Source organism: Amycolatopsis pittospori (genome assembly GCF_013870525.1).
In the GTDB taxonomy this organism is placed as follows: Bacteria; Actinomycetota; Actinomycetes; order Mycobacteriales; family Pseudonocardiaceae; genus Amycolatopsis; species Amycolatopsis pittospori.
In genome coordinates this window covers 17909-30057 of record NZ_JACBXD010000089.1, presented here as the reverse complement: position 1 = coordinate 30057, position 12149 = coordinate 17909, and the positions used below count along the sequence as shown (strand labels likewise).

Below are 12149 nucleotides of genomic sequence, written 5' to 3'. Positions count from 1 at the left end.
CAGACCCGGGTTGGCTCTCACCGCCTTCACCACACGACCAAGCCGGGCCGGGTCGGTGCTTTCGCGTGACTGGGTGGACGGCACATGTGATCGGACGGACGACACCCGTGATCAGACGGACGACGCCCGTGATCAGACGGACGACACCAGGTGACGTCCGTCCAGTCACGCTTGCCGTCCGTCCAGTCACGCCAACCCGCCCGTAGGTACCTAAGACACGGTTGCCCTAGCGACCCAAAACACTCACGACTCCATCACGGGTGACTCCTGGCCATTGCGCGCGTAGCGTCGGTAGCGTTGTAATCATGTAATCGCGGAGGCGAGCATGCACACCTACTTCAGGACGGCGAGACATATGGGACGCGGTGGCTGGAAGGGCCGGGGCGGCTGGCAGCAGGCGGAGATCCCGTCGGCGGACGACGCGGCGGCGTGGTTCGGCGGACGGCTTCCGGAGGGCTGGTTCACCGGCGCTCCCGAGGTCACGGTGGACCGCGAGGAGATCGTCATCGTCGGCGAACTCCCACCGCTCACCGGTGACCACGACGACGACGCCGCGCGCGCCGCGGCCGAGGACGGCCGGATAAGCCGGTTCCGCGAGGAGACCCGCGACGAGCGGATCGAGATCGCGCGCCAGGCCGAGCACCGGTATCAGCGCAAGGTCGCCTGGGGCGCGAGCCTCGGCGGCACGCGGCATCTGTTCACCACGCATTCGGCGCCGGTGATGACCAGGCTGCGGCAGCCCGAGCGCCTGGTCCTCGACACCCTCGTCGACGCCGGCGTCGCACGGTCACGGTCCGAGGCGCTGGCCTGGGCGGTCCGGCTGGTCGGGGAGCACGCGGACAGCTGGCTCGCCGAACTCCGGGAGGCGATGACCAAGGTCGACGATCTCCGCTCACAGGGACCGGACCTTTCCTGAGGCCTTCTTCGCCGAAGTCCTCTTTCGAACGAACGCACGCGTCATGGATGGCCTAACTCACACGTTCGGGGTCCGCGGGTGAGTGAGTGCCGCTTCGATGGCGTCGCGAACACGGGGAACACGCTGAAACACGTCGATGACCTGCGGTTCGAGAACACGACGATCAACGGGAGACCGGGCTGATTCGTCCTGCGCTCCTCGATGCGGTGCGGCAGGCTGAGCGAAGACCGCACCGCATCGGAGGAATCGTGGACACACCAGGACTTCCCGCGAAGATCGACCCGGACGCGCTGACCACCGTCCTCGATGGACGGTGGGCCGAGCTACGCCGCGCGGTGCGCGCGCAGATGGCCGCGGAGAGCTTCAAGGACCCCGTCGACCTCGGCGTCGAGGCACATCGTGCCCAGGTCCTCGAATGGCTGCGCAAGCTGGCCGAGACCGACCGGCCGGGACTCGGGTTCGACCCGGCGTACGGCGGTGGCGGTGACGTCGGCGGCTCGGTGATGTCGTTCGAGATGCTGGGGTTCGGCGACCTCTCGCTGATGGTCAAGGCCGGCGTCCAATGGGGCCTGTTCGGTGGCGCCGTGCAGCTGCTCGGCACCGAACGCCACCACGAGCGCTACCTGCGCAAGATCAAGGACCTGGAGCTGCTGGGCTGCTTCGCGATGACCGAACACGGTCACGGTTCCGACGTCCAGCATCTGCGCACGACCGCGACCTACGACCCGGCCACGCGCGAGTTCGTCGTGAACACACCGGACCGCGGCGCGATGAAGGAGTACATCGGCAACGCCGCCCGCGACGGCGAACTCGCCGTGGTCTTCGCGCAGTTGATCACCGGCGGCGAGTCACGCGGCGTGCACGCGTTCGTGGTGCCGATCCGCGGTGAGAACGTGACCGGTGTCGAGATCGAGGACTGCGGGCGCAAGGCCGGACTCAACGGCGTCGACAACGGGCGGCTCACTTTCACCCAGGTGAGGGTTCCGCGTGAGGCGCTGCTCAACCGCTTCGGTGACGTCGCCGAGGACGGCACGTACACGAGCCCGATCGAAAGCGACGGCCGCCGGTTCTTCACCATGCTCGGCACGCTCATCCGCGGCCGGGTCAGCGTCGCGGGCAGCGCCGGCAGCGCGACGAAACGCGCACTGGCCCTGGCCGTCCGCTACGGCGACCAGCGGCGGCAGTTCGCGCGGCCCGACGGCGACGAGGTCGTGATCCTCGACTACCGCGCCCACCAGCGGAAACTGTTGCCCGCGCTGGCGACGTCGTACGCGCTGCACTTCGCGCAGGAAGGACTCGTCGCGAAGCTCCACGACATCGCGGAGGACGCGCCGGAGGAGGAGCAGCGCGAGCTGGAATCGCGTGCGGCCGGGATCAAGGCAGTCTCCACCTGGCACGCGACGGCGACCATCCAGGCCGCCCGCGAGGCGTGCGGCGGCTCCGGCTACCTGTCGGAGAACCTGCTCGCCGGGCTGAAGGCGGACACGGACGTCTTCACGACCTTCGAGGGCGATAACACCGTACTGCTGCAGCTGGTCGCGAAGGGCCTCCTGACCAGCTACAAGGAGCAATTCGAGGACCTGAGCCCGCTCGCGACCGCGCGATTCGTGGCCGAGCAGTTCGTCGAGGCCGTGATCGAACGGACGTCGGCGCGAAAGGTCGTCGAGCGGCTCACCGATGCTGACGACGGCGACGTGCTCTTCTCGCGCGAGTGGCACCTGAAGCTGTTCGAAGACCGCGAAGAGCACGTGCTCGGTGGCGTCGCGCAGCGTCTGCGTAAGGCCGCCTCTGATCCGTTCGGAGTCTTCAACGAGGCTCAGGATCACGTTCTGCGAGCCGGGCGCGTACACGTCGACAGGGTCGTGCTTGAAGCCTTCGTCGACGCGATCGAGCGTTGCGCGGACGCGGAAGCGCGCGAACTGCTGGAGCGGGTCTGCGACCTCTACGCGCTGGCGAACATCGAGGCGGACCGCGGCTGGTTCCTCGAACACGGCCGCCTCACTTCCGGCCGCTCGAAGGCCGTCACCGCCGCGGTGAACGCGCTGTGCGCGGACCTGCGCCCGCACGCGCGGACCCTGGTGGACGCGTTCGCTATCCCCGAGCAGTACCTAGCGGCTCCGATGCTGCGGGACTGACGCCCGCCCGCTGCTCGGCGAGCTCGGCCCGCAACGCCTTGACCTCGCGGGTCAGCTCGTCGAGGTGCTCGCGGGTGACGGCCTGCGCGCTCTCGTCGGCCTCGGTCACACGGCGGATCAGCCACGACGCGAGCGTCGCGGTGACCACACCGAGCAGGGCTATCCCGGCCACCATCAGCCCGACCGCGACCACGCGGCCGGTGCCGCTGATCGGATAGCGGTCGCCGTAGCCGACCGTGGTGATGGTCGTGATCGACCACCACACGGCGTCCGGGAAGTCGGTGATCGGCGCGTCGGGCTGCGTGCGTTCGGCGTCGAGCACGGCGAGCGCGGAACAGAACACGATCAGCGCCGTCGCGCCCACCGTGTAGACCACGACGCGGCCGCGCAGCGAAAGGCCGGCGTTGCGGTTGAGGACGTTGAGCACAGTGACCAGCCGGAGCAGCCGCAGCTGACGGATCAGCGGGAGCACGATGATCAGCAGGTCGAAGATGTTGTTCTTCAGGAACACCCGTTTGTCGGCGGCGTGCCTCAGCCGGACCCCGTAGTCGAGGGCGAACACCGCCCACGAGATCCAGGTGACCACCTCGCACCAGACCCGGCCGGTGTGCCCGAGCGAAGGTTGGAGGATCGGCCACGCGTAGGCGGCCAGGAACAGTACGGCGGCGGCGTTGAGCGGCCACTCCATCCGCTTTTCCCACATCGGGCGTCTCCTCACCTGGCCTTTTCCAGGTGCGTACGTTAAGCGATGTCGAGTGCCGTTCCATAGAGTTTCTCGGAACGGAGGGTGATAACGAGTCTTCGCTCGGCCGCGATGGTCTCGAGGAACCCCGCTTCGTCGTCGGGCCGCTGACGTTGTGCGGCAAGGATTTCCAGCCCCGCCGTGTCACCGGGTGTTCGTGTGACTTCGGAGAGTTCCGCTTTTCCTTCCACGACCGCGAATTTCCAGTGGTCGGCGCTGGAGATGTAAAGGGACGCGTGCGGATTGTTCCGGATCTGCTTGACCTTGAGGCGATCTTCGGTCGTGCTGATCCGGATCTCGCGGGTTTCGGGGTTCCAGTCGTAGACGACCGTGGAGAGATGCGGACGGCCGTCGCGCTTGAGAGTCGCGAGGGCGCCGAAGGTGTGCTGGGCGATGAAGTCGCTGAGGGCTGCTTCGTCGAGGCTGCGGGGCGGGACGTTCTTGGTCATGACGGTGAGCATGACTCTCGCGGAGAACGCCGGGAAGAAGGCACTTTCTTGTTCCAGGGGGAACACGCGTGTGTCCGTCCTGGTCACGGGAAGGGAGGAGGTCGCGGGTGTGGCGTGGGTCAAGCGGGTCGTGAGTGTTTCGGGTCGTTAGAACGACCCGAAACACTCACGACGCTAGGCGTACATGGCCAGCCAGATCGCGATGTAGTGCGAGATGGCCGCGAGGACCGTGCAGGCGTGGAAGTACTCGTGGTATCCGAAGGTGTCCGGGAAGTGGTTCGGCCACTTCACGGCGTAGAACACCGCGCCCAGCGTGTAGAACAGCCCGCCGACGCAGAGCAGCACGAGAGCGGCGATGCCGGCGTGCGCGCCCAGTTCGGGCAGGACGAAGACGGCGACCCAGCCCAGCGCGATGTAGATCGGCACGCCCAGCCAGCGTGGCGCGTTCGGCCACAGCATCTTCAGGGTGACGCCGCCGATCGCGCCGCCCCACACGATCGCCAGCACGATGTACCCGGTCGGCTGCGACATCGCCAGAAGGGTGAACGGAGTGTAGGTGCCGGCGATGAACAGGAAGATCATCGAATGGTCGGCGCGCTTCATCCATTCGTATGCTCGCGGGCTCCACAAGCGACGGTGGTAGAGCGCGCTGACGCCGAAGACGCCGAGCACGGTCAGGCCGTAGACCGAAGTGGACAAAGCGGCGATCGGCGACACAGTGGACGCCGCGAGGCTGATGAGGGCCGCGGCTCCGGCGACGGCGCCGAAGAAGGACCAGAAGTGGAGGTGGCCCCGCAGTCGAGGACGCGTGTCCACCAAGGGCGTGGGGCCGGACGGCTGGGGTTCGGTCTCTACGCTCACTCACTCAGGTTACGGCACCGTAGGTTTTTCGCCAGTGTCCGTGGCGCGTCCCACTGGGGCTCGCGGGGTGACTACTCTCCACTGGCGTGAGTCTTCGGTCCTTCTTGTCAGACGTCGTGTACAGCGCCTACGGCAGGCGCCTGATCCAGCAGGCCAAGGGGCGCCATCCACGCCATATCGCCATCATGCTGGACGGTAACCGCCGCTGGGCGCGCGAAGCGGGCTTCACCGACGTCGCGGACGGCCATCGTGCCGGCGCCAAGAAGATCGCCGACTTCCTGAGCTGGTGCAACGAGGCCGACGTCGAGGTCGTCACCATGTGGCTGCTCTCGACCGACAACCTCGGCCGCGCGGTCGAGGAGCTGAGCCCGCTGCTGAAGATCATCACCGATGTCACCGACGAACTCGCCGCACCGCACACGCCCTGGCGGCTCCGCATCGTGGGAGCCCTTGACCTGCTGCCGCCGGAGGTCGCGAAGGCCCTCAGCGCGGCCGCGGAGCGCACCGAAGGGCGTTCCGGGATGGAGGTCAACGTCGCTGTCGGTTACGGAGGGCGTCAGGAGATCGCCGACGCGGTCCGCAAGCTGCTCCTTCAGCACGCCGACGAGGGCACCTCGATCCGGGAGCTCGCGAAGATCCTGGACGTCGACCATATCTCCGAACACATGTACACCTCGGGCCAGCCGGATCCGGATCTGATTATCCGTACCTCGGGTGAGCAGCGGCTTTCCGGATTTCTGCTCTGGCAATCGGCGCATTCGGAATTCTGGTTCACCGAAGCGTATTGGCCCGCATTCCGCCGGGTCGATTTTCTGCGCGCCATGCGTGATTACGCGTGGCGGCATCGGCGCTTCGGTTCCTGACCCGCGCAAGACGAAGGCCCCGGAGTGCACTCCGGGGCCTTCGACGTCCACACTGAAGATCAGTGGTGGTGGTGCTCCAGCGAGTGGAGGATCAGAGCCGGGGTGGTGGCCACGCCGGTGTAGGCGCCGGCGACCAGCGAAGCGGCACCGTAGCCGAGCGCGCCGCCACCTTCGATGAACGTGGCGTAAGCGTCACCGAACGTGGGGTCCGGGGTGCCGGTGGTGTCACCGGTCGCGGCGAACGCGGTTCCGCCGACCATCATGAGACCCGCGGCGACGGCGGAAACGAAACCAGCCTTCTTCAGCACTACGCACACTCCTTGGTGAGATATTCAGGGATCCGGGGCACGGAGTTCCGGTGGGTGTGTCCCGCAGTAAGAAAATTACTCGCTATTCAGGGCTTGTGACCGTCTCGTAAGCCCATTGTGTGAGCCGAAAATGGCCTGCTTCACTCGGTACGGTTCTCTGTCTCGGGCACGAAATGCGCGCCGCTACCGACCGTGGTAGAACCCCGGCTCCCATCAGGTGAACGCCCTCTGTCGCGTTAATCCATCCGGGTCGCGTCAACGAGCGTCCCTGAATGGAGATCACGACTACACACCGTGATGGTGACCAGGTGTGGATGTCAGACGACCGACAGTGAGATGACGGTTTGGCGAATCACCGTGGTGGCTGCCTGCGCGATCGGCCGGACGCAGGTACCTTCCGGAAGTGAGGGTTCGCGTCCCATGCGGACTCTCGCGGGAGGCCCTGGTCGTGGCGGTTGTCGACAGGGCGGCACAGCCGCCCAGTGGATGCACGAGGGGGCCGGCACCCGGCCCTCGCGGCCGTGCCGACTGACGTGTGAGCGTCAGAAGGAGCGGTTAGCCAGGGAGGTGCCCGGCCCAGCGAGTGCGGGCGTGGTGCCACGCCCACGAGGGAGATGCCGTCGTGACTGCGCAGCGTTCACCCCGCAAGGCCTCTGGCCGTTCTTCGACCGGTGCCTCTGGCCCGGAGAAAGCCTCGATCTCGCCCGAATCCCAGCGGTCCACTTACGTGCTCGACACGTCGGTCCTGCTCTCCGACCCGTGGTCGGTGACCCGGTTCGCCGAACACGCGGTCGTGCTCCCGCTGGTCGTCATCAGTGAACTGGAGGCGAAACGTCACCATCCCGAACTGGGCTGGTTCGCGCGCGAAGCGCTTCGCATGCTCGACGACCTGCGTCGTCAGCACGGCAGGCTCGACGCGCCGATCCCGATCGGTGAGCACGGCGGCACCTTGCAGGTGGAGTTGAACCACTCCGACCCCACGGTGCTCCCGGTCGGTTTCCGCACCGACTCCAACGACCACCGCATCCTCGCCTGTGCGCTCAACCTGGCGGCGGAATACGCGTCGGTCACGCTGGTGACCAAGGACATCCCCTTGCGCGTCAAAGCGGGCGCCGTCGGCCTCGAAGCCGACGAGTACCGCGCGCAGGAGGTGACGCCCTCGGGCTGGACGGGAATGGCGGATGTGGACGTCCCGCAGACCCTGATCGACGGGCTCTTCAGCGGGGCCTCGTCCTCCGTGGATCCGGCGGAGTTCGGCATGCCCGAGGTGGGCGAACTGCCCTGTCACACCGGCCTGAGGCTGCTGGCGGGGAGTTCGAGCGCGCTGGGGCGGGTCACCGCGGACAAGCGGATCCGGCTCGTGCGGGGTGACAAGGAGGCGTTCGGACTGCACGGCCGCTCGGCCGAGCAGCGGGTGGCGCTGGATCTCCTGCTGGACTCCGACGTCGGCATCGTCTCGCTGGGCGGACGCGCCGGTACCGGTAAGTCGGCGCTCGCGCTGTGCGCGGGGCTCGAATCGGTGATGGAACGCCGTCAGCACCGCAAGGTCGTGGTGTTCCGGCCGGTGTACGCGGTCGGCGGCCAGGAACTCGGCTACCTGCCGGGCTCCGAGTCCGAGAAGATGCAGCCGTGGGCGCAGGCGGTGTTCGACACCCTCGGTGGCCTGGTCAGCCAGGACGTCCTCGACGAGGTCTTCGACCGCGGCATGCTCGAGGTGCTCCCGCTGACCCATATCCGCGGGCGGTCGCTGCACGACACGTTCGTCATCGTCGACGAGGCGCAGTCGCTGGAGCGCAACGTGCTCCTGACCGTGCTCTCCCGGCTCGGCACGGCGTCGCGCGTGGTACTCACGCACGACGTCGCGCAGCGCGACAACCTGCGGGTCGGCAGGCACGACGGCGTTTCGGCGGTGATCGAGAAGCTCAAGGGTCATCCGCTGTTCGCGCATGTCACGCTGACCCGTTCCGAGCGGTCGCCGATCGCCGCGCTGGTCACCGAAATGCTGGAGGACCACGGATAGCCGAAAGCGGGTAGTCCCTTTAGGACAGTCCTAAAGGGACTACCCGTGCTTCCTTCGAACGGCGGCGAAATCGGTGTCGTAGGTCGGGCCGTGCGAAAGACGGTTCGGCGCCGCCGTGGAATAGAAACAGGAGATCGCCGGGACCACGAGCGGATCGCGTTCGGCGGTGAGGCTCAGCAAGAGATCCCAGTCGTCCATTTCGACCAGTGACTCGTCGAAGCGGGCTTCTTCGAGGCCCGCGCGATGGGCCACGGCGCCGGTGTCGGCGAGGTTCTCGGTGAGCAGCGCCGCGCGGCTGTACGGCTTCAGCAACAGGCTCGGCAGCCCTTCGACGTCGTCGATGACGTAGCCGCCGTAGGCCGTGGTGATCTCCGGGTGTTCGCCGAAGGCCCAGGCCAATGCCTTGAGCCACAAGGGATGCATCGTGTTGTCGTCGTCGAGGTAGGCGATGACTTCACCGGTCGCCTCGGCGAGCGCCGCGTTGCGCGCGGCGCTGACCCTGTTGTGCGTCACGCGGATCGACCGGATACGCGGGTCGTCGAGCGCCGCGAGCACCTTGTGCGTGGAGTCCGAGCTGGCGTCGTCGACGATCACCAGTTCCCAGTTCTCGTACCGCTGCGCCTGGACCGACGCGATCGCGCGGGGCAGCAGCGCGGCGCGGTCGTGCGTGGGCAGGACGACGGAGATCTTCGGGGTGGCGGTGAGTTCGAGCCGGTCCAGCCATTGGGTGAAGGTCTGGACGGCGCGGGCGGCTTCGAGCTGGCCCGTCCGCAGATGGAGGCCTTCGAACGCGGCGTCGTGGCTGTCGAGCCAGCCGTCGAGCGCTTCCTGCCTGGTGTCGAGGGCTTCCTGTTTGGCTTCGACGGTGGTGGTGCGCGCGTCGCCGTCCCGCAACGCCCGGCCGTGGTCTTCGAGCCACTCGGTGTGCTGATTCAGGGCTGAGCGCAACCGTTCCAGTTCCGCGGCCTGGTCCGCGACCACGGACCGGAGTTCGGCGATTTCGTCGCTGTCTGCGTGGCGGCGGTCCACTGCCGCCGCCACGATCCGTCTCAGGCGATTCACCCGGTGCACCTTAGTGCTTTCCGGGTTCCGGATCACCAGCCCGCGGGCAGCGGGCGGCCTTCCGCGAAACCGGCGGCCGACTGGATGCCGAGCAGCGCGCGTTCGTGGAACTCCTCCAGCGTCCGAGCCCCCGCGTAAGTGCAGGCCGAGCGCACACCGGAACCGATGGAGTCGAGCAGGTCCTCGACACCGGGGCGGGCCGGGTCCAGCGCCATCCGCGACGCCGAGATGCCCTCTTCGAACAGGCCCTTCTTCGCGCGCTCGAAGACGTTGTCGGTGCGCGTCCGGGCGCCCACGGCACGCTTCGACGCCATGCCGAAGGATTCCTTGTACGGCTTGCCCTGCTCGTCGTAGCGCAGGTCGCCGGGGGATTCGTGGGTGCCGGCGAACCACGAGCCGACCATCGCCGACGACGCGCCGGCGGCCAGGGCGAGCGCGACGTCGCGCGGGTGGCGCACACCGCCGTCCGCCCAGACGTGCTTGCCCAGTTCGCGGGCCGCGGCCGCGCATTCGGCGACGGCGGAGAACTGCGGGCGGCCGACACCGGTCATCATCCGCGTCGTGCACATGGCGCCTGGGCCGACGCCGACCTTGACCACGTCCGCGCCCGCGTGGATCAGGTCTCGGGTGCCCTCGGCGGTGACGACGTTGCCCGCGACCACCGGGACCCGCGGATTCACCGAGCGGACGGCCTTGAGCGCGGAGATCATCTTCTCCTGGTGGCCGTGCGCGGTGTCGACGACCAGAACGTCGACGCCCGCCGCGAGGACGGCTTCGGCCTTCGCCGCGACGTCGCCGTTCACACCGATCGCGGCGGCGACACGCAGGCTCCCGTCGCCGTCGACGGCCGGGGTGTAGATCTCCGCGCGTAGCGCCGCGATCTCGGTCAGGACGCCCGCGAGCCGTCCGTCGGCGTCGATGCCGAGCGCGAGACGGCCGCCGTGGGCGTGCAGGCGCTCGAACACCTCACGCGGCGGGGTGTCCAGCGGGACGGTGACGAGCGCGGGCTCCGCGACGTCGGCAAGCCGTGCGAAGCGGTCGACACCGGCGCAGGCCGCTTCGTCGACGACGCCGACGGGCTTGCCGTGCTCGTCCACCACGACGACGGCGCCGTGAGCGCGCTTGCCGACCAGGTTGAGCGCGTCGGCGACGGCGTCCCCACCGCGCAGTACCAGCGGGGTGTCCCACACGGTGTGACGGCTTTTGACCCAGCCGACGATGTCGGTGACGGCGGCGGTGTCGACGTCCTGCGGGAGGACCACGAGCCCGCCGCGCCGGGCGACCGTCTCGGCCATCCGGCGGCCCGCGACGGCGGTCATGTTCGCCACCACGATCGGGATCGTCGCGCCGGTGCCGTCCACAGTGGACAGGTCGACGTCGAAGCGGGACTCCACGTCCGAACGGTTCGGCAAGAGGAACACGTCGTCGTAGGTCAGGTCGTGAGCGGGCCGATGCCCGTCGAGAAAGCGCACGAGTCCCCAGGATACCCGCGTGGGAGAATGACGGCATGACCGACCGGGACCGCGACGAAGCCGGACGAGCCCGCAACGCGCGCCCACGGGACGGCCTCGGCAGGCCGCTCCCGTACGGCGCGGACGGGGTCGAACGGCAGCCCGAGGGCATCGAACGGGCCCCCGAGGACACCATCGCCGAGGCTCAGCGCCTGCTCGACGCGGGCCGCCCGTTCCACGCTCACGAGGTCTTCGAGGACGCGTGGAAGGCGACCGACGGGCCGGAGCGGGAGCTGTGGCGGGGTCTCGCGCAGCTCGCCGTCGGCTTGACCCATGTGGCCAGGGGAAACGGGAACGGCGCGGCCTCGCTGCTGGAGCGCGGTGCGGACAACGTCGAGCCGTTCCGTGAGGCGCCGCCGCACGGGATCGACATCCCGGGGCTGCAGGCCTGGGCGCGGGAGATGGCCGCGGAGGTGAAGGTGCGCGCGCGGGTGGAGCCGGTCGCACCTCGGCTACTGGGCCAGTAGTTCCGAGCCGGAGCGGTAAAGCTCGATCAGCAGGGGGCGCAGCGAGAGTCCGGCCGGGGTGAGCCGGTAGCTGGTCCGGCTCGGGAATCCGGGCAGTTCCTCGCGGATGGCGAGGCGTCGTGCGGTGAGGTCGCCGAGGCGTTCTGTCAGCACCTTCGCGGACAGGGCGGGCAATGCCGCGCGAAGGTCGCTGAAGGAGCGCGCGCCGCCCATCAGTTCTCGCAGCACCAAGGTCGTCCAGCGGCCCGAGATCGCGGCGAGCGCGACCTCGACGGGACAGTCCGGCTCCGGCCGCCGGGTGCGGCCGCGGGCGTCCGGGACGAGTTCGCCGTCGAAGGTTTCCGTTTGGTGACCTGCTTCGCGGTCGGTTTCGCTGTCCGCATGACGCATTCCACCAGTGTGCCGTTGACCGCCGATCCCGCCGAGCATCCCTTCGTCTTCCAAGCCGCCTTCAACACCGGATCCGCCGAAATCCTCGATTCGCTCTACGAACCGGACGCCGTCTTCATCCGCCGGGACGGCGCGCAGGTGACCGGTGCGGATCGCCGGTCCGCGAACGGCCGGATCCTCGCGCTCGGGCAGCCCATCGTGGTCGCCCCGCGTCAGGTGCGGGTGGCCGGTGACCTGGCGCTGCTGATCGTCGACTGGGTGATCGAAGGGCATCTCGCGGCTACGGCCACCGACGTCGCACGCCGTGGTCCGGATGGGCTCTGGCGCTACGTGATCGACAACCCCTTCGGCGTCGACGCACCTTGAGTACTCGACATACCGAGAGTATGTTACTTCGAGTAGGGATACTGATCAGTAGGTAGCCG

13 protein-coding genes are annotated in these 12149 nt (G+C 68.3%); 6 read left to right on the top strand and 7 right to left on the bottom strand.

Going from position 1 to position 12149, the window contains the following annotated elements; genetic code table 11:
• Positions 1-355 precede the first annotated feature (355 nt).
• Both H5J31_RS33245 and H5J31_RS33240 read left to right on the top strand, forming a co-directional pair.
• Positions 356-916, top strand: coding sequence for a hypothetical protein (locus H5J31_RS33245; protein ID WP_181776638.1), 561 nt, complete (start codon positions 356-358; stop codon positions 914-916).
• A gap of 248 nt (positions 917-1164) precedes the next feature.
• Positions 1165-3051: an acyl-CoA dehydrogenase family protein gene (locus tag H5J31_RS33240; protein WP_181776633.1), complete on the top strand. Its 1887-nt coding sequence runs from the start codon at positions 1165-1167 to the stop codon at positions 3049-3051.
• On the opposite strand, the gene H5J31_RS33235 is transcribed toward H5J31_RS33240, so the two are convergent.
• The 3 genes from H5J31_RS33235 to trhA form a co-directional block, all read right to left on the bottom strand.
• Entirely contained in the window at positions 3008-3754 is a 747-nt protein-coding gene (locus H5J31_RS33235) for a potassium channel family protein (RefSeq protein WP_181776632.1), read from the bottom strand. The two genes, H5J31_RS33240 and H5J31_RS33235, sit on opposite strands and share 44 nt — an antisense overlap.
• A 38-nt stretch (positions 3755-3792) precedes the next feature.
• A complete protein-coding gene (locus tag H5J31_RS33230) occupies positions 3793-4242 on the bottom strand; it encodes a pyridoxamine 5'-phosphate oxidase family protein (protein WP_181776631.1) in 450 nt (149 codons plus the stop codon).
• A gap of 174 nt (positions 4243-4416) precedes the next feature.
• On the bottom strand, positions 4417-5058 hold the full coding sequence (gene trhA / locus H5J31_RS33225; protein ID WP_181776637.1) for a PAQR family membrane homeostasis protein TrhA: 642 nt from the start codon (positions 5056-5058) through the stop codon (positions 4417-4419).
• A gap of 131 nt (positions 5059-5189) precedes the next feature.
• Here trhA and H5J31_RS33220 point away from each other — a divergent pair, with 131 nt between their 5' ends.
• Positions 5190-5966: an isoprenyl transferase gene (locus tag H5J31_RS33220; protein ID WP_181776630.1), complete on the top strand. Its 777-nt coding sequence runs from the start codon at positions 5190-5192 to the stop codon at positions 5964-5966.
• 59 nt (positions 5967-6025) lie between these two features.
• Here H5J31_RS33220 and H5J31_RS33215 read toward each other — a convergent pair whose 3' ends face one another.
• On the bottom strand, positions 6026-6274 hold the full coding sequence (locus H5J31_RS33215) for a hypothetical protein (protein WP_181776629.1): 249 nt from the start codon (positions 6272-6274) through the stop codon (positions 6026-6028).
• A gap of 727 nt (positions 6275-7001) precedes the next feature.
• On the opposite strand from H5J31_RS33215, the gene H5J31_RS33210 reads away from it, so the two are divergent.
• On the top strand, positions 7002-8294 hold the full coding sequence (locus H5J31_RS33210; RefSeq protein ID WP_328701680.1) for a PhoH family protein: 1293 nt from the start codon (positions 7002-7004) through the stop codon (positions 8292-8294).
• Positions 8295-8333: 39 nt separating this feature from the next.
• On the opposite strand, the gene H5J31_RS33205 is transcribed toward H5J31_RS33210, so the two are convergent.
• Together H5J31_RS33205 and guaB1 are read right to left on the bottom strand one after the other, a co-directional pair.
• Positions 8334-9356: a glycosyltransferase family 2 protein gene (locus tag H5J31_RS33205; protein ID WP_328701679.1), complete on the bottom strand. Its 1023-nt coding sequence runs from the start codon at positions 9354-9356 to the stop codon at positions 8334-8336.
• Between the two features lie 32 nt (positions 9357-9388).
• A complete protein-coding gene (gene guaB1, locus H5J31_RS33200) occupies positions 9389-10828 on the bottom strand; it encodes a GMP reductase (RefSeq protein WP_181776627.1) in 1440 nt (479 codons plus the stop codon).
• Positions 10829-10863: 35 nt separating this feature from the next.
• Here guaB1 and H5J31_RS33195 point away from each other — a divergent pair, with 35 nt between their 5' ends.
• Complete coding sequence (locus H5J31_RS33195; protein ID WP_181776626.1) at positions 10864-11334, top strand: DUF309 domain-containing protein; 471 nt, start codon at positions 10864-10866, stop codon at positions 11332-11334.
• Here H5J31_RS33195 and H5J31_RS33190 read toward each other — a convergent pair.
• Positions 11320-11724 (bottom strand): winged helix-turn-helix transcriptional regulator, encoded by a 405-nt coding sequence (locus H5J31_RS33190; RefSeq protein WP_181776625.1) that lies wholly within the window; start codon positions 11722-11724, stop codon positions 11320-11322. The two genes, H5J31_RS33195 and H5J31_RS33190, sit on opposite strands and share 15 nt — an antisense overlap.
• Here H5J31_RS33190 and H5J31_RS33185 point away from each other — a divergent pair.
• Positions 11716-12090 carry a YybH family protein gene (locus H5J31_RS33185; RefSeq protein ID WP_181776624.1) on the top strand — a complete coding sequence of 125 codons (375 nt, stop codon included), beginning with the start codon at positions 11716-11718 and terminating at the stop codon, positions 12088-12090. The two genes, H5J31_RS33190 and H5J31_RS33185, sit on opposite strands and share 9 nt — an antisense overlap.
• Positions 12091-12149: the final 59 nt, after the last annotated feature.

Bases quoted from the DNA above. Each gene is read 5' to 3' on its own strand.
- H5J31_RS33245 (WP_181776638.1), top strand. From the start codon at position 356: ATGGGACGCGGTGGCTGGAAGGGCCGGGGCGGCTGGCAGCAGGCGGAG.
- H5J31_RS33235 (WP_181776632.1), bottom strand. From the start codon at position 3,754: ATGTGGGAAAAGCGGATGGAGTGGCCGCTCAACGCCGCCGCCGTACTG.
- H5J31_RS33230 (WP_181776631.1), bottom strand. From the start codon at position 4,242: ATGACCAAGAACGTCCCGCCCCGCAGCCTCGACGAAGCAGCCCTCAGC.
- H5J31_RS33195 (WP_181776626.1), top strand. From the start codon at position 10,864: ATGACCGACCGGGACCGCGACGAAGCCGGACGAGCCCGCAACGCGCGC.
- H5J31_RS33185 (WP_181776624.1), top strand. From the start codon at position 11,716: ATGACGCATTCCACCAGTGTGCCGTTGACCGCCGATCCCGCCGAGCAT.
- H5J31_RS33190 (WP_181776625.1), bottom strand. From the start codon at position 11,724: ATGCGTCATGCGGACAGCGAAACCGACCGCGAAGCAGGTCACCAAACG.